The 21,147-nt window shown below is 63.5% G+C and carries 21 protein-coding genes; 9 read left to right on the top strand and 12 right to left on the bottom strand.

Annotated features, from left to right (window positions below; all coding sequences use genetic code 11):
• The 7 genes from chrA to gluQRS all read right to left on the bottom strand — a co-directional run bounded on the left by chrA (position 1) and on the right by gluQRS (position 5,898).
• Positions 1–1,332 carry a chromate efflux transporter gene (gene chrA, locus BV071_RS03720; RefSeq protein WP_035602345.1) on the bottom strand — a complete coding sequence of 444 codons (1,332 nt, stop codon included), beginning with the start codon at positions 1,330–1,332 and terminating at the stop codon, positions 1–3.
• 221 nt (positions 1,333–1,553) lie between these two features.
• Positions 1,554–2,576 carry a hypothetical protein gene (locus BV071_RS03715; RefSeq protein ID WP_035602342.1) on the bottom strand — a complete coding sequence of 341 codons (1,023 nt, stop codon included), beginning with the start codon at positions 2,574–2,576 and terminating at the stop codon, positions 1,554–1,556.
• Positions 2,573–3,103 (bottom strand): hypothetical protein, encoded by a 531-nt coding sequence (locus tag BV071_RS03710; RefSeq protein ID WP_035602337.1) that lies wholly within the window; start codon positions 3,101–3,103, stop codon positions 2,573–2,575. Before BV071_RS03710 ends, BV071_RS03715 begins: the two co-directional genes overlap by 4 nt.
• Before the next feature lie 19 nt (positions 3,104–3,122).
• Entirely contained in the window at positions 3,123–3,839 is a 717-nt protein-coding gene (locus BV071_RS03705; RefSeq protein WP_035602334.1) for a hypothetical protein, read from the bottom strand.
• A 282-nt stretch (positions 3,840–4,121) separates the two neighbouring features.
• A complete protein-coding gene (locus BV071_RS03700) occupies positions 4,122–4,625 on the bottom strand; it encodes a peptidylprolyl isomerase (protein ID WP_035602331.1) in 504 nt (167 codons plus the stop codon).
• 133 nt (positions 4,626–4,758) lie between these two features.
• Positions 4,759–4,980 carry a hypothetical protein gene (locus BV071_RS03695; protein ID WP_035602329.1) on the bottom strand — a complete coding sequence of 74 codons (222 nt, stop codon included), beginning with the start codon at positions 4,978–4,980 and terminating at the stop codon, positions 4,759–4,761.
• Positions 4,981–5,046: 66 nt separating this feature from the next.
• Entirely contained in the window at positions 5,047–5,898 is an 852-nt protein-coding gene (gene gluQRS / locus BV071_RS03690; protein WP_035602326.1) for a tRNA glutamyl-Q(34) synthetase GluQRS, read from the bottom strand.
• Between the two features lie 106 nt (positions 5,899–6,004).
• On the opposite strand from gluQRS, the gene BV071_RS03685 reads away from it, so the two are divergent.
• From BV071_RS03685 to BV071_RS03670, 3 genes are all read left to right on the top strand, one after another.
• Positions 6,005–6,412, top strand: a complete 408-nt coding sequence (locus tag BV071_RS03685; RefSeq protein WP_052572841.1) for a hypothetical protein — start codon at positions 6,005–6,007, stop codon at positions 6,410–6,412.
• A 253-nt stretch (positions 6,413–6,665) separates the two neighbouring features.
• On the top strand, positions 6,666–8,090 hold the full coding sequence (locus tag BV071_RS03675; protein ID WP_035602320.1) for a hypothetical protein: 1,425 nt from the start codon (positions 6,666–6,668) through the stop codon (positions 8,088–8,090).
• Between the two features lie 267 nt (positions 8,091–8,357).
• On the top strand, positions 8,358–9,191 hold the full coding sequence (locus BV071_RS03670) for a hypothetical protein (RefSeq protein ID WP_265594041.1): 834 nt from the start codon (positions 8,358–8,360) through the stop codon (positions 9,189–9,191).
• Positions 9,192–9,305: 114 nt separating this feature from the next.
• Here the strand turns inward: BV071_RS03670 and BV071_RS03665 are convergent, their stop codons facing one another.
• Positions 9,306–10,430 (bottom strand): hypothetical protein, encoded by a 1,125-nt coding sequence (locus BV071_RS03665; RefSeq protein ID WP_035602313.1) that lies wholly within the window; start codon positions 10,428–10,430, stop codon positions 9,306–9,308.
• A 123-nt stretch (positions 10,431–10,553) separates the two neighbouring features.
• Between BV071_RS03665 and BV071_RS03660 the strand changes: the two genes are divergently transcribed.
• The 5 genes from BV071_RS03660 to mdoH all read left to right on the top strand — a co-directional run bounded on the left by BV071_RS03660 (position 10,554) and on the right by mdoH (position 16,649).
• Positions 10,554–11,231: a hypothetical protein gene (locus BV071_RS03660; RefSeq protein WP_035602310.1), complete on the top strand. Its 678-nt coding sequence runs from the start codon at positions 10,554–10,556 to the stop codon at positions 11,229–11,231.
• Positions 11,212–11,988: an integrase core domain-containing protein gene (locus BV071_RS03655; protein ID WP_052572840.1), complete on the top strand. Its 777-nt coding sequence runs from the start codon at positions 11,212–11,214 to the stop codon at positions 11,986–11,988. The genes BV071_RS03660 and BV071_RS03655 overlap by 20 nt, the downstream gene beginning before the upstream one ends.
• 385 nt (positions 11,989–12,373) lie before the next feature.
• Positions 12,374–13,933 carry a glucan biosynthesis protein gene (locus tag BV071_RS03650; protein WP_052572838.1) on the top strand — a complete coding sequence of 520 codons (1,560 nt, stop codon included), beginning with the start codon at positions 12,374–12,376 and terminating at the stop codon, positions 13,931–13,933.
• Entirely contained in the window at positions 13,909–14,502 is a 594-nt protein-coding gene (locus BV071_RS03645) for a hypothetical protein (protein WP_052572834.1), read from the top strand. Before BV071_RS03650 ends, BV071_RS03645 begins: the two co-directional genes overlap by 25 nt.
• Entirely contained in the window at positions 14,499–16,649 is a 2,151-nt protein-coding gene (gene mdoH / locus BV071_RS03640) for a glucans biosynthesis glucosyltransferase MdoH (protein ID WP_052572832.1), read from the top strand. Before BV071_RS03645 ends, mdoH begins: the two co-directional genes overlap by 4 nt.
• A 221-nt stretch (positions 16,650–16,870) precedes the next feature.
• Here mdoH and BV071_RS03635 read toward each other — a convergent pair whose 3' ends face one another.
• Both BV071_RS03635 and BV071_RS03630 read right to left on the bottom strand, forming a co-directional pair.
• Positions 16,871–17,491, bottom strand: a complete 621-nt coding sequence (locus tag BV071_RS03635; RefSeq protein WP_035602308.1) for a DUF4304 domain-containing protein — start codon at positions 17,489–17,491, stop codon at positions 16,871–16,873.
• Positions 17,492–17,542: 51 nt separating this feature from the next.
• Positions 17,543–18,106: a hypothetical protein gene (locus BV071_RS03630; protein WP_035602306.1), complete on the bottom strand. Its 564-nt coding sequence runs from the start codon at positions 18,104–18,106 to the stop codon at positions 17,543–17,545.
• Between the two features lie 147 nt (positions 18,107–18,253).
• On the opposite strand from BV071_RS03630, the gene BV071_RS03625 reads away from it, so the two are divergent.
• Positions 18,254–19,408: a cytochrome P450 gene (locus BV071_RS03625; protein WP_035602304.1), complete on the top strand. Its 1,155-nt coding sequence runs from the start codon at positions 18,254–18,256 to the stop codon at positions 19,406–19,408.
• A gap of 165 nt (positions 19,409–19,573) precedes the next feature.
• On the opposite strand, the gene BV071_RS03620 is transcribed toward BV071_RS03625, so the two are convergent.
• Entirely contained in the window at positions 19,574–20,056 is a 483-nt protein-coding gene (locus BV071_RS03620; RefSeq protein WP_265594040.1) for a hypothetical protein, read from the bottom strand.
• A gap of 209 nt (positions 20,057–20,265) precedes the next feature.
• On the bottom strand, positions 20,266–21,144 hold the full coding sequence (locus BV071_RS03615) for a hypothetical protein (protein ID WP_265594039.1): 879 nt from the start codon (positions 21,142–21,144) through the stop codon (positions 20,266–20,268).
• Positions 21,145–21,147: the final 3 nt, after the last annotated feature.

Genomic DNA, 21,147 nt, shown 5'->3' with positions numbered 1-21,147 from the left:
TCAGCGGACGATGAGGTGCCAGACCATACCGAGGGCGGCGCAGGCTGTCAGGGTGGGGACGACGCCGGCCTTGAAGCGCTCCATGGCGATGAGGGCGGCGATGGCGACGACTAGGACGAACCAATCGAAGCTGTGAGGCGTGGGGCGAAGGGCGTGCCAGGCGAACCAGATGGCGAGATTCAGGATGACGCCTACCACGGCGGCGGTGATGGCTGTTAGAATGGAGGCGATGGTGGGGCGCTCGCGGAGGCCTTCGACGTGGGGCGCGCCGAGGAAGACGAAAAGGAAGCAGGGCAGGAAGGTCACCCAGGTGGTGATAAGTGCACCGAGGGTGGCGGATAGCAGTGGAGAGAGGCCGCCCGGATGCTGCCAGCCGGCGACGAAGCCGACGAATTGCAGGACCATGATCAGCGGGCCCGGGGTGGTCTCGGCAAGGCCGAGTCCGGAGATCATTTGCTCCTGCGACAGCCAGCCGAAGTGATCGACCGCCATCTGGGAAACGTAAGGCAGCACTGCGTAGGCACCACCGACGGTGACGAGTGCGGCCTTGCTGAAGAAGAGGCCCTCCTGGAAATGGACGCTGTGCCAGCCAAGCCGCCAGCCGCAAAGCAGTAGCGGCAGCCACCACAAGCTCAGGCAGAGCACGAGGATCTTGGCGCTGCGCCGGAAGCTGGCCGGGTGCGCTGGCGGGAGCTCGATTACCGGGCCCTCGCCGCTGTCGGCTTTTGCATGTCCCTTGGCTGCGGGGAAGTGTTTGGGGAAGAGCTTGCCGCCGACCAGGCCGATCAATCCCGCACTGATGATGATGATGACGAAGGAGATCTTGAAGTGGAAGATCGCCACGAAGGAGCAGACTGCCAGTGCCCAAAGGGCAGGGGTCCGCAGGGCCTTCGATCCGATGCGCTTCACGGCGGAGATGACGATCGCGATCACCGCGGGCATCAGTCCATAGAAGAGCCCTTGGATGGCTTTCACGTCGCCACCCGCCATGTAGAGCCAGCTCAGGGACCAGAGGATGAAGATGGAGGGCAGTACGAAGAGCGCGCCCGCGGCGATCCCACCGCGTGCCCCGTGCAAGCGCCAGCCGAGGTAGGTGGCGAGCTGCTGGGCCTCCGGGCCGGGCAAGAGCATGCAGAAATTCAGCGCGTGCAGGAAGTGGTCTTCGCTCAGCCAGCGGCGGCGCTCGACGATCTCCTTGTGCATGATCGCGATCTGCCCGGCCGGACCGCCGAAGCTGATCCAGCCGAGCTTGATCCAGAATCGCAGCGCCTCCGAGAACGAAGGGGCTTGGCTGGAGGGACTTTCTGGAGCTTGCGGTGAATCGTTTGTCACTTGGATCTGAGGGCGACTTGGAGCGCCTCAAAGCAAGCAGAGCCTGGTGACAAAATCAAAAACTCCCGGCGGTTCAGCCGTGGGAGCCTTGGTACAATCGGAACCGGCCGACAGTCGGAAGGACGCGTTGGGGGGAGCACCACATCCTCCGGGGACCATCGGCCGGTCCGGTTGTTATTGGGGGGAATTGTAGGGATGAAGCAGCAGTGCTTCCAGATGGGTCAGGTGCCTTCGAGATCGCCGAGCATGGCACGGACTTCGATTTGGCGGCTCACCGTGAAGGTGACGTAGGCAAGGCGATCCGTGCCAAAGGGTGTCTCGGTCACGAGTTCCATGGTGTAGGCACCGTCTTTGGTGAAGACTTCCTCGTAGTCGGGGATCGTGAGCACCATGCTTTCGCTGCGGGCTTGGTCCATCACCTTCTGCGAGGTGAGGATGCGGGTGCCGGTGGTGCCGAGCACCGGTGCACCGGGATAGACCTGGAGATAGGTGAAGCTCCGCGGATAGAGGTCGTTCATGGTCACCGTGAGCTGCGGCGGCTTGGCACGCAGGCTGGCGCCATTCGTGATGCCGGCGATGCTGCCGGATGCCACAGGCCAGACCTGGACGTTGGCATTGGCGATCTGCGATTGGGCGACGGTGCCGTCAGCCAATGCATGGACCACGAACCATTCTTCACCGCTGACCTTGGTCGGGTCGGCACCAGTCAGGTTGGTGGAGGCGAAGTTGAGGGTGGTGGTGCCGTTGGTATAGATCGATGAACTCGCCTTCGGGGTGCCGGAGGTGGCCTCGGCGAGGGTGTAGGATGTCTTGGCTGCCGTGTAGTTCTTCACATGCTGCTCCAGCAGCACGCGCTTGGCGGCATCCGGCAGATTGCTGCCGGTGGTGACCAGGCCCGCGACATTGATGCTCACCGTGAAGGGCTTGTCGGCGCGGGTCCGGGGACGCAGGGTGTAGGGGTCCTGAGTCTTGATCGTGATCGCGGCGGAGGGCATGTAGGCACCCACCAGCTTCTGATCGAGCAGGTACTCCTTGGCGGTAGCGGACTCGATCGTCCAGAGCTGGAACAGGGCCCCGCCGGTTTCCAGCAGACCTTGGGAGGCCGCATTGCCGGTGGGGCTCACGTTTACCGAGTAGACTACGCCGGTGCCTTGTTGGGTTTGGCGCACGAAGTTCATGTATCCTTCTCCCGCGGCAAGGAGACGGGTGCAAAGGACTGCGCCGAGGAGAAGGTATGTTTTCATTTGGCGGTGACAGCTGGGGTGGTTGCGGGGGCGGGTTCGACTTGTTTCACGGAGATCGGCCCGCCCTGATAGACGGCCACGATCACGCTGGTTTGATTCTTCCAATATTCGACGCGGGCTTCGGGCAGGGGCTTCTTGCCGCAGGCTTGGTCGTAGCTGACTTCTTCGGTGGAGATCCACGCGCGGTTGGCGGTGAGGAAGTCAGTCCAGGACAGCAAGGTGCCGAGCGGCTTGGTGCCGACGCGCGGCTTCATCTGGGCCGGCACATTGAGGACCGCGCCCCTCGGAACGAGGGTCCAGTGCTGGCCGTCGTGGAGGATTTCGGATTGATTGATGATGGATTGTTCGCCGGGGCGGACCACCGTGGCTTCCTTTTCCGCGGCCTGCGCCTGCTTCTGGAGCTCGGCGAAGGCGTTGTTAGAGGACTGGCGCTGGGCCATTTGCTCCGGGGAGATGCGGTCCGTCATCGGCGGTGCGGCGAGTGCGGCCCCGGTCAGGACGGCGAGAAGGGAGAGAGTACTTTTCATCGGCTGGGGGAAGAGGTGTTCACTCGAAGGTCACCAGAACCACGAGGTCCTGAAGGTCGAATCCCGAGTTGTTCGGGTCGGTCTGGCCAAGTTCCATGAGCAGGATCAGGTCGCGGTCGCCGATCTTCACCTCCTTGGTGGAGGTATCCATGTAGGGCTTGAGGAAGCTCTCGATGGTGTTGCCATTCAGCGCCGGGACTGTGGAGGGTACGCGGTCGCCGTTCTTGAGCATCACCAGGTTGTCGGTGTTCTGGGAGGTGTTGTAGAGGGGCAGCCACTTGTTATCGCGGTAGCCGCGGCCGCCGAAGTTGAGCAGGTCGCCCTTCTTCACGGTCTGGGAGGTCAGGACCAAGTTTGGCAGCACGGAGCTCTGCAGGCCGTAGAAGACGCGGCTCCAAGCGCTGTTGTTCTTGCTCATCATCACTTCCACCGGGAGGAAGGAGGTGACGGACTCTTGGAAGGAGGCCCCAAGCACACGGACCTTCATGGTGAGGTCTTGCTTCGGCTTGACGGTGTTCGGGGTCACGATGTCGATCACGCTGGTCACGTTGGGAGTGGGGTAGGTGATGTTCCAGGTGACCTGGGACTTGGTTCCGATCCGCAGGAGATCGCGATCCACGGTGAGGGTGCCGGTGGGCACGTTGGTATCAGCGGCGGGCGAGCTACCGATGGTGAGCAGGCATGCGAAGATGCCGGCCATCAGTCGCCCACTGCCGGTCAGCAGGGGGGTCTTCATGTGGGGGGAATGTCTGGGGGATGACAGTGTTCGCAGGAAGGGGCTGCGAACGGGCTCATGAAGCGGTCAACCCATCCGAAATTCAAGAAGCTCCGGACGATCTACGTGATCACGGAAGGCGAAGTCGGGGGCCCCTGGATGAGCTGTTAGATCGGGAAAGTCACCTAATAGGCTAAAAAAGTGCAATAAAATGCCCTCGCTCGTCTGCCTTATGAGGCGATAAGCGAGGGCCGCTAATAGTTAAGGGAACTTAACGATTCTGCGAATCGCGTCCGATTTTGGTCACTTGGCGAGGATCGAGTTCCAGTGCTCGACGTGGTCCTTCTGCTCCTCGAGGAGCGGGCCCACGTCGTCGTGGAGGGTGATCGACTTGATCTTGTCGCCCTGTGCGATCTTGTTCACCACGTCCTGGCCTTGGGTGACTTCGCCGAAGACGGCGTGCTTGCCATCAAGGTGCGGGGTGGCCCCGTGGGTGATGAAGAACTGGCTGCCGTTTGTGTTCGGGCCGGCATTTGCCATCGAGAAGATGCCCGCCTTGGTGTGCTTGAGCGAGCGGTCGATCTCATCGGCGAACTTGTAGCCCGGGCCACCGCGGCCGGTGCCGGTAGGATCGCCGCCCTGGATCATGAAGTTGGCGATCACGCGGTGGAAGCTGACGCCGTCGTAGTAGCCGGTCTTGGCGAGATTGAGGAAGTTGGCCGAGGTGATGGGCACCTTCGAGGCGAAGATGGTGCCGTCGATATCGCCCTTGTCGGTGTGGATGGTGATGCGGATGTCGGAGGACATGGTGGGGAGAGGAAATCACCAATCACCAATCTTCCAATCACCAATCGGTGTGTGCCGCCGAAATGACGAATTCAGAATTTTCGAATGACGAATGAAGCCGGAGGGAATTCGACATTCGTCATTTGGCCGCGCCTCACTCGTCGTGATGGAACCACAACACGGTGCAGAGGGCGGTGCCGACAGCCCACGTTGCCCACGCGGTGAAAGTGAAGAGGGGGTAGATCATCAGAAGTGCCCCGAGGGCCTTGGGCTTCCAGAGATCAAGCTGGCTGCCATAGCGCCATGCCCCGATTCCCACGATGCTGAAGAACAAACCGCCAATGATATTGGATGCGGTGAAGTAGGCAGCGAGCATTTAAGGTAGTTGAATTGTCCCACGGAAACGGGCGTTTGCAAGCGGGATTGGGAGAAGCCGGGCAAGCTATGGATCCACCGGATTCAAGTCTTCCAGCACGTCCTTCGCGTCCCTGCCGCATTCCCGGAAGCGCCGAATCGCCATCGCGTCCGCGCGCTTGGCGAGACGGACTCCTTGGTTATCAGTGATCAGATGGTGGTGGAGGTATTGCGGCTCAGGCAGGCCGAGAAGGGTCTGGAGCACGCGGTGGACGTGGGTGGAGGGCAGCAGGTCCTCGCCGCGGGTGATGTGGGTCACGCCTTGGAAGGCATCGTCCACGACCACGGCGAGGTGGTAGGAGGTGCCGATGTCCTTGCGGGCGAGGACGACGTCGCCCAATAGCCCGGGATCGACGCGGATGCGGCCGTGGCGGAGGTCGGTGAAGGTCAGTTCCCCGGCCATTTCGATGGCCTTGCTGGCGTCGAGTCGCCATGCCGGTTGGTCGCCGGCGGTGAGGCGTTGGGCGCCTTCCTCCAGGGAGATGCGGCGGCAGATGCCGGGGTAGAGCGCGCCTTCCGGGCCGTGCGGGGCGCTGACCATGCGGGCGATCTCTTCCTCGATCTCGCGGCGGGTGCAGAAGCAGGGATAGACCGCGCCGATTTCCTGGAGGCGTGTCAGGGCGGCGGCATAGGCATCCGCGCGGGCGGACTGGCGGAGCGCCGGGCCATCCCAATCGAGGCCGAGCCAGTGGAGGTCTTCCTCGATGCCGGCGTAGTATTCGGGGCGGACGCGGGTGTGGTCGATGTCCTCGAAGCGCAGGAGGAACTGTCCGCCCTGAGCCTTCGCGAGATCCCGCGCGACCTTGGCCGCATAGGCGTGGCCGAGGTGGAGCAGCCCGGTGGGGCTGGGGGCGAAGCGGGTGATCACGGGCGCGGGCATCGCGTGCCATGGCTAAAGCCTGGCACCGCGAGGAGGAAGCGGGAAGTTGGCAGGACTTCCCAAGATCCGGCCTGTGGGCTATCCCGCTTCAGAGAGTCCACCATCTATGGGAACCTACAACATCATCCACACTGAGCTGAGCTGCCCTCGCTGCGGCGAGTGCGGTCAGGTGGAAGTGAATTGCTATTTCGGGGACCGCTCGGAAATGAGCCGCTTGCGGATCGGCGACAGCTATCCATGGGTTCCCGAGAGGCAGCCGCAGAACGGTGGGAGACCCGAGCAGGGATCCACGGATGGCGAGGGCTACATGGAGTGCGAGCGCTGTGGGAAAGACTCCTTCCTGCGGGTGTTGGTGCGCGAGGACCTCATCACCGGAGTGGTGGTGGATCCCACCAAGCCGGGCATGATTCCCGATGGAGAAGAGTGCGGCATGGTTCGGATCGTCGAGGTTCTTGATCATTTCGTGCTGCTGGGCAAAGGAGTCGTTCTGACGGGGGTTCCCTTGCAGAAGTAGAAGGACCGCGAACCGCCTTTGGCTGGGCTCGTGAGCATCCGCCACGGTGAGGTGGAGCTCCTCAGGACTACCCTGGTCGATTGGGAGCGGATGCGGAATTGTTGGTCTCCGCACCGGCCGCGCGCTCTGGCGCTTTTGATCAGCGAGGAATTTGCAGGAGTGGAGATCCCGAGGGGGGCCTGGGTCTGGGGGATCACCCAAGCCTGAAGCGGATGCCCGCTTGACCCCTGCCGCCGAGATCCCATCGTGGGGCATGATCAAGGCCCTCGTTCCCATTCTCGCCATTGCTTCCGCCAATGCGGCTGCGCCGTCTTACACGATCGTCATCTCCAAGGCTGCGGAGGCGGATGCGGGTTGGAAGGAAGTGGCGGCGGCGCTGGCGGCGAAGTATCCGGAGGCGAAGAAGGTCGTGTGGGACAAGGACGTGAAGGAGTGCCTGCCGGAGCTGGCCAAGCAGCACCCGCGCTACGCTTGCTTCGTCGCGCCGCCGGCGGAGGCTGGGCTAGAGTTTGTGCGCGCGGTGCATCGCCTGACGCGCAAGCTGGATAGCGATCCCTACACGGACTGCCGCTGGGGCATCCTGACCGGCTACGATGCGGCAAATGCGCTGGAGATCGCGAAGGAGAGCAAGCCGCTGGTGATCCGCCATGCGGTGTCGGGCACCGAGCTGGCCTTGGATCGCTGCGAGAGCGCGAACACCTTCAGCGAGCTGGTGGCGGGTGAGCGCAATCACCGCGAGGCAGGTGGCAAGGTGGTGCAGGAGAAGGGCGAGGCGGATTCCTCATGGGAGATCGCGAAGGAACTGGAGAATCCGGAGACCACGCTCTTCGTGACCTCCGGCCATGCCACGGAGCGCAATTGGCAGCCCGGCTTCGCTTACAAGAACGGCTACTGGAAGAGCAAGAATGGCAGCCTGCTGGCCGTGAACCTGAAGGGCGAGGAACATGCGATCAAGAGCCCGACGCCGAAGGTTTATCTGCCGGTGGGGAATTGCCTGATGGGCCACATCGATGGCCAGGATGCGATGGCGCTGGCCTACTTCAAGAGCGCGGGCGTGCGGCAGATGGCGGGCTACTGCTTGCCGACATGGTATGGCTATCAGGGCTGGGGGATGCTGGATTACTTCTTCGAGCAGCCGGGGCGCTACACTCTAACAGAGGCCTTCCACGCGAACCAGGCGGCGTTGGTGTATCGCTTGCAGACGCTCTTCCCTGAGGTGGCGAATGAGGATAGCGACAGCCCGATGGGCCAGATCTCCCAGCCGATCCCGGTGGGTGAGAAGGCGAAGGCCGAGAAGCTCGACGCGCAGGATGCGCAGGGCCTACTCTTCGATCGCGATGTGGTGGCCTTCTATGGCGATCCGGCTTGGGAGGCGAAGATGGCCCCGGGTGCGCTGCAGTGGAATATGACATGGGCGCAGACGGCGGAGGGCGGCAGTCTGGCGATCGATCCCCAGGCTGGCGCGGATAGCTTCAAGCCGGTGAACAAGAACGGCTCGCAGCGCGGTGGCCGGCCGATCGTGCAGTTCTTCGAGTCGCGGATCGACCCGGCGAGTGTGAAGATCACGGAGGGAGCGGAGCTGAATCCGGTGATCACGGATGACTTCATGCTGGTGCCGCTGCCGGAGAAGGCGGAGGGGAAGGTGAAGGTTGTGTTTACGGCGAAGGCGGTGGGGTGAGAGGTTCGGGCGGTTAGGCGATAGCTTCGAGGGCGAGGAAGCAGGAAGAGAGGACGATCTGAATTGTGAGATTCGCGGGTCTGATGTAGTGGAGGTGACCTTCTCCATGAAATTCCTCCTCAAGTCCTCTGCCGCGCTTTTGCTTATGCTCGCCTGCCTGCTGCCGGCCGCACCCGCCAACCCCGCTGGGAGCAGGCGGCCCAAGCCTATGGCTATATGCTGGTGCAGGAGCGAACGGCGTCGCTCATCGAGACCAAATTTCCAGACATGCTCAATGAGATCCGAAGCGCGCGCTTTGCGTTCCAATCTTCGGATCTGGGGAAAGGAGCGGCCACCCTCGAAGGTGAGCTGAAAGGGATGCTGAGCGCCGCGGACTGGGAAAAGGTCAGTATCGGGCTGCGCAAGAAAGCCGAGGAGACGGTCGGCGATCCGGGAGACTTCAATCGCGAAACGGCCCGGGAGTGGCTTCAGGGGGTGAAGGATCAGGCGAAGGGGCAAATGGCGGAGGGAATCCGCAACACGCTCCTGGCAAGCAATCCGGCATTCGTCGATTCACCCGGTGCGGAACTGGCTGCCGGTTGGCGCCAAGACTTCAAGACGGTGAAGCATCCCAAAGCTGACGGTGCCGATATCACCATCGGCTTCCCCTTGTGCTGGACCAAGCGTGAGAGCAGCAGGCCAAACTTCGTGCAGGTATTCCGAAGTGGCGCGGGGCACGGGCCGCTGATGTCCATCATCTCCTGCAAAAAGGCACTCGGAGATGGAGAAGCGGGCCCTACTCCGGAAGAATTGAAGGAGGTATTTGTGCCGGCATTTTTCAAAGAACTGCTGCCTCCGGGTGCGAAAGAGATCGAATCCCGCGCCATGAAGATCGCCAATCAGCCCGGCTGGATGATGGTCTATGATAGTGAAGAAGAGACTCTGGACATTAAGGTGAGGCAGCGGATGACCGCGTTCTATGTCTTTCACAAGAAGCACCTGATCACGATCTCGTTTTCGATCTTGGAGCCGTCTTTGAAGAAGGGGATGGATTTCGATGCCGCACAGAAGGCCTATTTTCCTACCTATCGGACGATCGTGGGGACTTTGGTGCTGAATTGAGCGTCATTGTAGCTGAAGGGAGTGTGGTAGGGACGCTACGGGGGCACTCGGTGAGGTGGGCCACGATAACTGCTTCGCCCGCACAGAGGACTGTGCGGACTACCTTTGGGCGGACTACTTCTCCTTCGTGAAGGGCGTCGTCTCGTCCCCGGTCCAGTGGTAGAGGGTGAGGGTGGCTGTCTGTTTGCCGTCATCGGTCTTGCCGTTCTCGGCGAGGTAGAAGAGGCCGTCACCGAGGGATTGGATGCCGACGTCGGCCTTCTCCTTCCAGCCGCGGATGCCGGTGTTCTTGTCCTGCTGGCCCAGTGGGGCGAGGGGGAGCAGGAGGCCGGTGTCCTCGGTGCCGGTGATTTTGCCGGAGACGGGTTGGGCGGATTCCTCGACGGCGAAGAGGGTGTAGTTGGGGAAGGCTGGCTTCTTGCCGGGGTAAACGCCCAGCAGCCAGCGCTGGCCGGCTTCGTCGTAGGCGAGGTTTTGCACGCCGTAGGTTGTATTGCCGGTGCGGATGAAGAACTTGCCGTCCACCTTGTCGGGGCCGCTGTGGTGGGGCTCGGCTTCATGGAGGGGGCGGGCGTATTTGGTGAGCCAGTCGCTGCTGTCGTATTGGAGCAGGACCTGGTGGTCGTTGTCACTGCGGTCCAAGTTACTATAAATGCCGTAGGCGACGGTGAGGTAGTCCTTGCTGCCGGGCTGGCCGGGGCGCGGGCCGAAGCTGACGCCATCGATGCCGCTGCAACCGTAGCGGTGGTCGGGCGTGTCCGCGGTATCGCCGTCGAACTTGCCGTCGTTGTTGAGGTCGGCGCTGTAGTCGCTGACCACCTCGGGGAGGTAGACGGTCTGGAAGATGTCGCTGCCCTGCGCCTGCATGCCGCTGTGGTCGATCTCCGGGCCATTGATGATGGCGATGTAGAAGGCGTTCTTGGCCTTGTATTCGAGCGAGCCGTAGACGCGGCCGTCGGTCTCATCGATATCGAGGTCGCCGAGGTGGCCTGTGAAGCCCTCGATGGTGCCGAGGACCTTGCCTTCGAGGTCGGTCTTCACCAGCAGGCGGGTGAAGGAGAAGTAGACGCAGGAGCGCTGGCGGTCGACGGCGATGCCTTGGACGTGGCCGGCGGGCCAGGCGCCGGCATCGATGGTGAGGGGGAAGTCGGTTTGGGTTTCCGCTTCCTCCGCAGTTGCGGTGAGGGGGAGGAGGGCGGAGGCGAGGGCAAGGATGGTGGCGAGAGTGGTGGGTGCCATGGCTGGGAAAAGGGGATCGGATTTGGGCGGGGAGGCAAGCGGGTTTTCGCTACGGAATCGGCATCAAGAGGGAGGTGCCTGAATTGACAGAGCTTGCAGGCTTGGCCTAGTTGTCGGCGGTCCATGCACGAGATTCTGTCCGGGACACGGCCCATCCTCGGTGAGGCTCCGGAGGATTTGGTGAGCTTCTACCAAGCAGGAGAGTTGCCGGTGTTTCCGGGCTCACGGGTCTACTGCTTGGAATTTGATGCGGCGCTGGAATACAATCGCGCATTCAGCGGGATCGAAGTTGCCGCGAGGCTTGGGCTGTGGGTGCTGGACGATGCCAATGATTCGAATCCCTTTGCCTACATCAGCAAGGGCCTCTGCAAGGGGATGATCGTCCACTTTGCCCACGACGATGAGCAGTGTATCAAGTTCGCTTCGCTGAATGCTTTCGTGAAGGCGTTGAACCAGCTCGGGCAGTGCGGTGGTGACCTGTCGGAACTTGAAGGGGAAGAGATCGCGATGCCGCTTGGGCCCGTCTTGGAGGAGCTGCTGGAGGAGGGCAGCGCGGATGCAGACTTCCTGATCATTCTGTATCTGAAAGCTGCCGTCGGCTTGTCTCCAGAGCTGAAGTCACGACTTGCGCATCACGAGGATTTCCTGATCCGGGAGTCATTCGCGGATTTCTTGGTGAGGAATCCCTCACAGGACGACCTCGCGCTTGCGGAGCATTTGGCGGCTGAGAGCTATGGGCAGGTGGCCCGTCCGGCGAAAGTGGCGCTGGCCGCGATCAAGCGTGCGCGCTATCTGGGCTGAGGCGAGGCTCGACGACCACAGGCGCTTCAACCTGCTGCTTGAGCCTTGTGCCGGTGAGACCTTCGCCGAGCTGCAGCCGCTGCTGGAGAGCACCTTCCGGACCTACGGCCTGCCGCAGGCGATCCTCTGCGACAACGGCAAGCCGTGGGGCGACAGCTCGGGGCATTTCACGCAATGCGAGGCATGGCTGCTGCGGCTCGGTGTGGCGGTCTATCACGGGCGGCCGCGGCATCCCCAGACACAAGGCAAGGAGGAGCGCTTCCACCGCACCTTCGGTGCCGAGGTGCTGTCGCGCACGATGGTGTGGCAGGACCACGGCCATTGCCGCCGCGAGTTTGTGAAATGGCGCGAGATCTACAACCACGAGCGTCCGCACGACTCACTGGACGACGCGGTGCCGGCGAGCCGCCACGAGATCTCGGCGCGTCAGTTGCCGGCCAAGCTCCAGGAAGCCGGGGAATGGTATGGCGGTAACGACGTGGTGCGGAAGGTGCTCAACAAGGGGATCATTTGCTTCCACAGCGTGCTATGGAGCATCGGGGAAGCGTTCAAGGGCCAGGATGTGGCGTTGCGGCGGGTCGGAGAAGAACGCTTCGAGGGCTACTACTGTTGGAAGCGGATCGGAGTGGCGGATTTCGCCCGGTACCGGGCCAGCGGGGAAAAGGGTTACGCGCCGCTGGAGAATCGCCGGGTAGGCCGGCCGCCGCAGGCATGGGCCGCCCGCGGGCGGCTCATGCCTGCGGTCCGGAAAGCGTAAACGATGTCCCCGAACAGGTGTAAACGATGTCTCCGGCCTTTACAGCCTCCGCGCTCCCAGTGGGCAGGCATGGCTCCAGCTGTCTTGGGAAAAACCCACCCGCCCTTGGAAATCCCCGGAATTACCTCCTCTCCACCCTCTCTCATCCCTTGGCCACCACGCTTCAGCCCATCCCGGATGACCCCAAAAATCCCGCCCCTCCACACCCTATCTCCCCGTCTCCAGACGACCCACCCACCCGGCGACGCCAAGCACGGAAACCTACCACCCTGCCACCGCCAAAACCGGCCACGGCGCCCACCCCACCGGGTTACCCAACGACCGCGATGGCAAAATCTTACAGCTTTCTTTGTTACCGCGGATTGACAGTATCGCTTGACCGGATATGCGCTCGCTTGTGGTTCACCGTTTCGCGCCTCTAACCGCGGCCGCTCTGGCACTGTCGCTCCCCTCCCAGGCTCAGATCTGGAAGCGGGAAGACGTGACCTTCGAGAAGATCGACCAGCGCGCCAAGGAGCTCGCTGCCCAGCCCTACGCACCCTCCGATGTGGAGCCGCTGCCGGACTGGATGAAGAACCTGAACTACGACCAGTACCGGGACATCCGTTTCGTGCCGGAGCGTGCGCTGTGGGCCGCGGAGAAGCTGCCCTTCCGCGCCATGCTCTTCCACCCGCGCGAGCGCGAGCAGGTGCTGGTGAATGAATTCACCGAGACCCACCAGCAGCGGATCCGCCTCTCGGATGCCTTTTTCAGCTACGGCGGCCTGATCGGCCAGCGCGGCGATGTGCCGCCGGAGGCCGGCTTCGGCGGCGTGCGCCTGCATGCCCCGCTCAATCGCCCCGACTATTTCGACGAGCTGGTCGCCTTCCAGGGGGCCAGCTACTGGCGCGCCCTCGGCAAGGGCCAGCACTACGGTATCTCCGCCCGCGGCATCGCGGTGGATACCGGCGCGGAGGGCGTCTCCGAGGAGTTCCCCGTCTTCCGCGAGATGTGGCTGCGCAAGCCGGTCCCGGAGGACAAGGCGGCCATGCTCTTCGCCCTGCTCGATGGGCCCTCCTACACCGGCGTCTACGGCTTCATCGTCCAGCCGGGCGAGGATACCGTGATGACCGTCCGCGCCGCGCTCTACGCCCGCAAGGAGGTCAAGCGCATCGGCCTGGCCCCCATGTCGAGCATGTATTGGTTCGGCGAGAACTCCCGCAAGCGCTTCGACGACATCCGCCCGGAGGTCCACGATTCCGACGGCTTGGCGATCCGCATGAACAGCGGCGAGCGGATCTGGCGCCCGATCTCGAACGACAGCGGCAAGCTCGAGTTCAGCTTCTTCCCGATGGACAAGTGCGAGGGCTTCGGCCTGCTGCAGCGCGACCGCCGCTTCGCCGCCTACGAGGATGGCGAGGCCGCCTACGACAAGCGCCCCTCCCTCTGGATCGAGCCGACCAGCGACTGGGGCTCCGGCAAGGTGATGCTGATGGAGATCCCGACCACGAACGAGACCAAGGACAACATCGTGGCGATGTGGGAGCCCTCCCACACTCCGCAGGCCGGCGAGCGCATCGAGTTCACCTACAAGCAGCACTGGACCCTCAAGGACGATCCATCCGGCGCCGGCGGCCGCGTGGTCGCCACCCGCACCGGCCTGCACGATTGGCAGCCGGAGCAGCGCACCGTGGTGGTCGAGTTCGCCGGTGGCCCGCTGGAGAAGTGGGAAGGCGACATGCCGCAGGCAGTCGTCACCGCGATGGGCGATGCCGGCTCCAAGATCAATATCCAGGGCGTGGCCGTACAAAAACTGCCGGACAACCGCTTCCGCGTCGCCTTCCAGATCGCCCCGGCGGAAAAGGGCGGCAAATTGGCCGATGCCGGCCCGCAGGAGTTGCGTTGCTGCCTGAAGAAAGGCGAGGATTTCCTTACCGAGACATGGGCCTACCGCATCACCCCCTAGAGACACTTCGGCCGCTCAGCGAAGCCGAGCTTTCCGAGTGGGAGGAAGCCTACGCCGCGGTGGAGGCCTACCTGCAGGCCCTGCGCCTGCGCAACCGCCTGCTCGTCGCCGAGCTGGTCCGCGCCATCCTCTGGCGTGCCTCTGCCCGCGGGGCGAAGGAGCCCGGCGTGCCTGCCCGTGTGCTGGCCATGGAGGAGACCCTCTCCGAGATCGCCCGCTGGACCCAGGAGGTCCTCCACGAGGAACTCGAGCACAACCGCCTCGCCGCCCGTGGCCGCCTCGCGCTCTTGCTGGCGGACATGCCGGGCAAGTGGCAGGGCGTCTTCCTCACCCCGCAGCCCTGGCCCCCGGCCTTCACGGAATCAATGCGGAAGTCCTACCTCGCCGCCGGTCCGCGCTTCGCCACCCTGACCATGGTGCCGAAGCCGCTTGAGTTCAATGTCATCGGCACCGGTGCCGCCCAATGGTGGGAAACCATGGACCGCCGCCCGATCGTGCGGAAGATGTTCGCCATCTTTCTGCTCGCGCTGATCGGGGCGATCCTCTGGTTCATTTACTTCGCCCCATGAGTTCAGGTGCTTCAGACGGCCCCAAGCAGGTCCGCCCTTTTTTCAGCCCGGTCCGTGCATGGCTGCGGCGCTTCGTGTTCTTCGGGAGCGTCATTCTGGTCAATCTGGCCGCCTGCTACTGGCTCTACGATCTCTTCCAGCGCCTCAGCCCGCACCGCGCGCACGTGCTGCTGCTCGGCGTCTTCTTCATCCTGAATGGCCTGCTGGTGCTGGGCTCCTTCCATGCGCTCTTCGGCGCTTGGGATATCCTCCTCGGGAAGAAACAGGCCGTCCGCATCACCAAGCTGGCGGAGGAAGCCGGCAGTGGCCCCCTCGGCCATCGCTACGCGGTGGTCATGCCGGTCTACAATGAGGACTGCAACCGCTTCTGCGCCCGCATCGAGGCGATCTACCGCTCGATCGAGGCCACCGGCAACATCGACTCCTACGATTTCTTCATCCTCAGCGACACCCGCGACCTCGATCTCTGGGTGCTGGAGGAAACCGCGTGGACGAATCTCTGCCGCAAGCTGAATGCCTTCGGCCGCATCTACTACAGGCGTCGTAAGATCAACTCGAACCGCAAGGCCGGTAACATCGGCGACTTCGTCCGCACCTGGGGCGGCGGCTATGAGGCCATGGTCGTGCTGGATGCGGACAGCCTGATGGACGGCGGCGACATCGTGAAGATGACCCGCGTGATGGAGGCCTATCCGAATCTCGGCATCCTCCAGACTCCGCCCAAGCTGATCCGTGGCTCCTCGATCTTCACCCGCTTGCAGCAGTTCGCCATGCGGCTCTACGGGCCGCTCTTCATCCGCGGGCTGAATTGGTGGCAGCTCGGCGGCGGCAGCTACTGGGGCCACAATGCGCTGATCCGCGTGAAGCCCTTCTCGGACTTCTGCGAGCTGCCGGACCTTCCTGGCCGCGAGCCCTTCGGCGGCAAGATCCTTTCGCACGACTTCGTGGAGGCCGCGCTGATGGTCTCCCAGGGCTGGGAAGTCTGGCTCGCCTGGGACATCGAGGGCACCTACGAGGAAGCCCCGCCAACCCTGATCGATCACCTCAAACGCGACCGCCGCTGGTGCCAGGGCAACCTCCAGCACCTCTGGCTCATCTTTGCCCGCAAGCTGCCGCTCACCGTCCGTGCCCACCTCTTTATGGGCATCATGGCCTACCTCGGCAGCCCGCTGTGGTTCCTCTTCCTGATCTTCGGCACTTGGCTCGCCTGGGACCGCGGTGCCAGCAAGCTCAGCAACCTGCCCTACGACGGCACGCCGGTCTACCGCTGGCTGCACATCGACGTGAACACGCAGAGCCTGATCCTCACCGCGGCGATCTTCCTTCTGCTCTTCCTGCCCAAGATCCTCGCCCTGCTCGGTGCCATCGTGGTGCCACGGGTGCGCCGCTCCTTCGGAGGCTTCTTCCCCTTGGTCATCGGCGTCTGCATCGAGACCGTGCTCTCCATGCTGCTGGCACCCGCGGTGATGCTCGCTCACACCCTGATGGTCGCCAGCATCGTGCTCGGCACCGCCGTCGGCTGGGGTAGCCAGAACCGCGAGGCGGATGGCACCGGCTGGGGCGAGGCCTTCACTGTCCACGCGCCGCAGACCTTCCTCGGCATCGCCTGGGGCCTGCTCGCCTGGCACATCAGCCCGACCTTCGCCGCCTGGATGGCGCCGATCACCCTGGGCCTGGTGCTCAGCATCCCGGTCTCCGTGCTCACCAGCCGGGTCCGCTACGGCAAGGCCCTCGCGCGCCACAAGATCCTCTCCACTCCGGAAGAGCTCAATCCACCGCAGGTCCTCCAGATCGCGGACACCGCCCAAGCCTCCATCGATCCCGCTCTCGATGCTACCGTGCCTGGCCGCCACGGCCTCGTCGCCGCAGTGGTCGATCCCTACGTCAACGGCGTCCACGTCTCCCTGCTGGAGCCTGCTGAACTCACCGAGCATGAGGAAGCCCTCATCGAGCGCTGCCTGACCATGGGCCCCAGCGCCATGAGCAAGGAGGAGATGATCGAGCTCATGTATCTCGCACCCGGCATGCTCTCCCTGCACCGCGCCGTCTGGCTGCGCCCCTCGGAAGGCATCCACGCCACCTGGACCCAGGCCGTCGAAAGCTACCGCCGCCGCCTCGACAGCGGCCTCGCGGAGGAGCTGGTCTAAAGGTGGTCCGCAAAGAGGTAGTCCGCACACGCCGTGTGCGGACGAAGCCGTTCTAACAGCTTGCCCAACCAAGTGCCCCCCCCGGGTGCTCCGCCCCGCAGAATGGTCCCTGACTGCCCGCTGCCCTTGAGGTCCGCAGCACAACTACGGCGCTCTCCACTCAAACCTCGATGGGCTTGCCGGGGAAATGATCATTGACCAATGACCAGCCGCCTCGCCCCTCACTCCAGCCGTGACAAGGCCTCGAGTTCCGCGTGGAAGCCCTTGGCAGCGCCCATATTCGCCAAGGCGTAGTCGGCGAAGGCCTTGGCCTCGGAAGCCCGGCCTTGAAGCTTCCTGGAGCGGGCGAGAGCAAGTGCCAGGCGGAAATTCGTCGTGATGTAGTTCGGGTGGGACTTGAAGAAGCCCGGGATCCCTTCCGGCGTCAGCGAGTGGAAGGGTGAGTCTGCTCCGCTCAGGAGCGCCAAGTGTGGCCGGCCTATCCGCTGATAGACCTCGGCGGCGGCCTGGACCGCAGCATCCATACTCGCCTCCGTGTTATCGTGGGACCACCACTGATCGCTCCCGGTTTCGTTCAGGCGTCGGCGGAATTCGCAGTTCACCTCTTTGAAGTTCTTGAGCTCCGGCGTCTCCCCGAAGACCATCGGCAGCCCCACCGGGTGCAGGCCCAAGTTGATCGCGAACTGTCCGCCATATCGAGAGCCCTGGACATTGAGGGCTTGGATGAAACCGCCGCCGAGCTTCCGGAAGTTCCTACCGGAGCCAGTGAAGCCATCCGCCTTCAAGAGCGGCTGGAGATGCTGGCGGATCGAGGATTCCAGTCGTGGCGCGGCAGTGCTCATGCTTGCCCCGGATATGTCAGGGATGGCAGGCAGGGACAAGGCGAAGAAGGGCTAGCCCAAGACCCTGCGCCGGCGCTTCCAGAGCGCTGCCGGGGCCAGCAGCATCACCATCGCCGCGGCACCGGGTTCCGGCGCGGCCTGATAGGTCCAGGTGCCGTTGAAGTTGGTGGCTCCCTCCGGGTCGTAGCGGATGAAGTGGCCTGCAGGGGTATCGGTCCCTTGAAAATAGACGCCGGTGTTCCCCTCATGATAGATCACCAGGCTGTTGCCGGCCACCGGCACGCCTTCACCCGGAGTGGCGGAGCGGAAATAGACGGCACCGCCGAGCAGCACGTCGTAGAAGCCATTGAGCGTTTGGTTGGGGTGGCCGGTGATCTCGAAGCTGAAGTCCGCGATCTTGTCGGAGCGGATGAAGTAGCTTCTGCCAGTGAAGCTCATCAACGCGGGATCGAAGGTGACATAGCCATCGAGCTGCGCCCCGGTGACCGCTTCGGTCGAATGGAGCGCGTAGGTTTGGAGAATGGGGATCGTGGAGGCGGCTTCCGCGTCCGGGCCGAGCAGGAGAGCGGCGGCGGCGATGAACGTGAAGACGGTGGCGCTACAAGAAGATAACATGATGGGGGGCTTGATGATGCATGGCGCTTCTCATGGACCGGGCCGGAATGCAAGCTCACGGACGATTGGAGCACGATGAGCACGGGAGATGGGCCCGGTTTTTGGATTGAGCCGGGAGGCCGCGCTGGAGAGGCTTCCGGGAAACCCATGACTGAGAAGCCTGCCCCCCGTGACCCCTTCCGCGAGGCCCGCGTTGCGAGCGGCGTGCTCGGCTGCGAGTTCCAGGGCGAGCTGGTGCCGATGATCCTGCGCCATGCCGAGGTCCGCGCCACGGCGAAGGATTGGCAGACCTACAGCTCGGATGCGCCCTTACGCGTGCCGATCCCATCCGAGGAGGAGATGCGCACGGTGCGGCAGTTGCCGATCGAGACGGACCCGCCGCTGCACGGCGAATACCGGGAAATCGTGGAGCCTTTCTTCAAGCGGCCGAAGGATCCGGAGTTCATCGCGCGGGTGGAGGCTCTGATCACGGAGCTGCTAGAGGGGATGCTGTCGCGCGACTCGATCGAGATCGTCCGCGACTTCGCGCTGCCGCTGCAATCGCGGGCGCTGACCTATCTGCTGAATGTCCCGGAGCAAGAAGCGGACACCTGGATCGGATGGGGCGTGCATGTCTTCAAGGACGGCAATGATGGCGAGGTGAAGGGCGCGGAGCTGGAGCGCTACATCCATGCCCAGCTCGACCGCGGCGAAGCGCAGCCCGGTGAGGACTTCTTCAGCGCGCTCAGCCAGGCGCAGTTCCAAGGCCGCCGCCTCACTCGCGATGAAGCGCTCGGCTTTGCCAACCTGACCTTCGCCGGCGGGCGGGACACGGTGATCCACACGGTCTCATCGGTCATCGCCTACATCGCGGAACATTCCGAAGCGCTGGCCTACTTGCGCGAGGACCCGAAGCGCGGCATCCACGCCAGCGAGGAGTTCTTCCGCGTCTTCATGCCGCTCACCCACATCGGCCGCGTCTGCCCTGCGGGTGGTGAGATCCACGGAGTGCCGGTGCAGCCCGGCGGCCGCGTCTCGCTCTGCTGGGCCTCTGCGAACCACGATGAATCGGTCTTCGATGCACCGCAGGAAATCCGCCTCGACCGCAAGCCGAACCCGCACCTGGCCTTCGGCTTCGGCACCCACATCTGCCTCGGCGCCGCGCATGCCCGCCTGATCGTGCGCGTCTTGTTAGAGAAGCTCGCGGCGATGGTGGAGGGGATCGAGGTGATCTCCGCGACCAAGCACATCGAGCGCGAAGCCGCCTACCAACGCTGGACCGGCTACGGCGAGCTGCTGGTAAGGGTAAAAGGAAAAGCGTGAAGAACCGGGTGCCCACTGGGTGCGCCGGCTTTAGCCGGCCTCACCGGTAGGCGGATCTCAAGCCTGGACGTGTACCCCAATGAAAGCGGCGCAGCCGCGATCAAGCGGCAATACGAAGGATGATTCCACGCACCCAGTGGGCACCCGGTCGCTCCAGCCTGCACCTCACTTCTCTTCCTTCGGTGCCTCCTTCGGCTGCCGCGTCTTCGTTACCACGTCCTCGATGAAGCCGATGCATTCGGCGATCGATTTGGTGAAGACTCCGCCCTGGCTGCTTTCATAAGACTTCCGCCATTGGCGGTAGCCTTCCTCCCACTCGAAGTCCGGGACCTTCTTATCGAGTTTTTTCTTCAGGGATGCGCGGGCACTGGCACCCGACATCGGGATGTGACCGACCTCGGCCGTGAAGCCATCCTTGGCGGCGGGGTTCTTGACCTTGAGCCCGAAGAGCGAGATGTGGATCACCTCGCCGACCTTCGGCAGGGTTTCGATCTTGCGGATCACCGCAAAGGATTCCTCCTCGCCCGGACGCGTGGTGTAGGACCAGCACTCGCCCTCCTTCGGGTCGATCTTGGTCTCGTCCTCAGCTGCGTGGATGACGGAGGCGAGGCCGAGGACGGCGAGGAATGTAAGAAAGCGTCGGATCATGCGCACGAGCTTGGAGGGTTCCAGAGCGCTTGAGAATCGTTTATCCTGGCGGATCATACGAAGCCTCGCGTCTCTGCGGCTTGAGCGGTTCCCCGGACGACTTTTGTCCAAGTTTTCAGGCCTTGGCCACTCAGGCCGAGTCCGTCCGCCCGCGGCACCCCTGGGCACGCGGACGGACGGATGGCGCTCCCGCGACCTAAACGGGGCGCTCAATCTTTCTGCCCGGCACCAGATGAGCTGGTCTGGGCGATGCTGATTTCCTTCAGGGCCCGCTCGCGGAAGTCCCCGGCGTCGAAGCCGCCCGCCCACTCCTTCGCCGCTTCCGGATCGCTGGCGGCCCAGCGTGAGACGATGGTGATGGCGGCTTCCTCCTGGATGCCGCGGTCGGCGATCTGCTCGGAGATCATCCGTGCAGCTTCCTCTGGAGCGGTCGCGGAACGGATCAGGGCGAGCTGCTGGAACATCTCATCCCGCGGCTTCCCTGCTCCCAGCGTATCCACCCAGTGCCGCGCCGCGTCGTAGTCCCGCGTCGCCCACTGTTGGACCAGATTGCCGCTCATGCCGGCCGAGAAGCTGAGCATGTCGTAGCGCTCCGCCATCTGCACTGCCTTCGCCGGATCGCTCTGGGCGACTTCGCAGAAGATGCCATTGAGCAAGGCGCCGCGCTCTTCCTGATTGCGGATCGCGTTCGCCCATTGGGCCGCGGCCTCGGCATGACGTGAGGCCCATGCCTGGGCCACGCGCTGCAGGGCGATCTCACGCATTGAGCCATCCGTTAGAGAACTCGCGAAGTCTGCCGCGGCCTGCGGGTTCTTCCTCACCAGCGCTTGGAGCGCGCGCTGCAGAGCTTGGAAGTCGAGTGCTTCCGCAGGTCTGGTGGCGAGTGAATGGAGCTCGGCGAACAAGGTCTCGGTCTCCGCGTCCTTCGCTGCGCCCTCACGTCGTTCGCTGGCATTTGCCATTGGGACATCGCTTGATGGCTTCCTGGGCTCAGGGTCACTGGTCGAGTGGATGGAATGATAGATGCCACCAGCTCCGATCAGCAAGATGGAGCCGTAGAGCAAAGGCTTCTGTAAGCGTGGAGTCATGGT

Source organism: Haloferula sp. BvORR071 (genome assembly GCF_000739615.1).
In the GTDB taxonomy this organism is placed as follows: domain Bacteria; phylum Verrucomicrobiota; class Verrucomicrobiia; order Verrucomicrobiales; family Akkermansiaceae; genus Haloferula.
Note: the sequence above shows the minus strand (reverse complement) of the source record. Positions and strands in the feature narration are given on the sequence as shown.

Coding starts and splice junctions, on each gene's coding strand:
- BV071_RS03715 (WP_035602342.1), bottom strand. CDS start 2,576: ATGAAAACATACCTTCTCCTCGGCGCAGTCCTTTGCACCCGTCTCCTT.
- BV071_RS03710 (WP_035602337.1), bottom strand. CDS start 3,103: ATGAAAAGTACTCTCTCCCTTCTCGCCGTCCTGACCGGGGCCGCACTC.
- BV071_RS03705 (WP_035602334.1), bottom strand. CDS start 3,839: ATGAAGACCCCCCTGCTGACCGGCAGTGGGCGACTGATGGCCGGCATC.
- BV071_RS03700 (WP_035602331.1), bottom strand. CDS start 4,625: ATGTCCTCCGACATCCGCATCACCATCCACACCGACAAGGGCGATATC.
- BV071_RS03695 (WP_035602329.1), bottom strand. CDS start 4,980: ATGCTCGCTGCCTACTTCACCGCATCCAATATCATTGGCGGTTTGTTC.
- gluQRS (WP_035602326.1), bottom strand. CDS start 5,898: ATGCCCGCGCCCGTGATCACCCGCTTCGCCCCCAGCCCCACCGGGCTG.
- BV071_RS03685 (WP_052572841.1), top strand. CDS start 6,005: ATGGGAACCTACAACATCATCCACACTGAGCTGAGCTGCCCTCGCTGC.
- BV071_RS03675 (WP_035602320.1), top strand. CDS start 6,666: ATGATCAAGGCCCTCGTTCCCATTCTCGCCATTGCTTCCGCCAATGCG.
- BV071_RS03670 (WP_265594041.1), top strand. CDS start 8,358: ATGCTCAATGAGATCCGAAGCGCGCGCTTTGCGTTCCAATCTTCGGAT.
- BV071_RS03665 (WP_035602313.1), bottom strand. CDS start 10,430: ATGGCACCCACCACTCTCGCCACCATCCTTGCCCTCGCCTCCGCCCTC.
- BV071_RS03660 (WP_035602310.1), top strand. CDS start 10,554: ATGCACGAGATTCTGTCCGGGACACGGCCCATCCTCGGTGAGGCTCCG.
- BV071_RS03650 (WP_052572838.1), top strand. CDS start 12,374: ATGCGCTCGCTTGTGGTTCACCGTTTCGCGCCTCTAACCGCGGCCGCT.
- BV071_RS03645 (WP_052572834.1), top strand. CDS start 13,909: ATGGGCCTACCGCATCACCCCCTAGAGACACTTCGGCCGCTCAGCGAA.
- mdoH (WP_052572832.1), top strand. CDS start 14,499: ATGAGTTCAGGTGCTTCAGACGGCCCCAAGCAGGTCCGCCCTTTTTTC.
- BV071_RS03635 (WP_035602308.1), bottom strand. CDS start 17,491: ATGAGCACTGCCGCGCCACGACTGGAATCCTCGATCCGCCAGCATCTC.
- BV071_RS03630 (WP_035602306.1), bottom strand. CDS start 18,106: ATGTTATCTTCTTGTAGCGCCACCGTCTTCACGTTCATCGCCGCCGCC.
- BV071_RS03625 (WP_035602304.1), top strand. CDS start 18,254: ATGACTGAGAAGCCTGCCCCCCGTGACCCCTTCCGCGAGGCCCGCGTT.
- BV071_RS03620 (WP_265594040.1), bottom strand. CDS start 20,056: ATGATCCGACGCTTTCTTACATTCCTCGCCGTCCTCGGCCTCGCCTCC.
- BV071_RS03615 (WP_265594039.1), bottom strand. CDS start 21,144: ATGACTCCACGCTTACAGAAGCCTTTGCTCTACGGCTCCATCTTGCTG.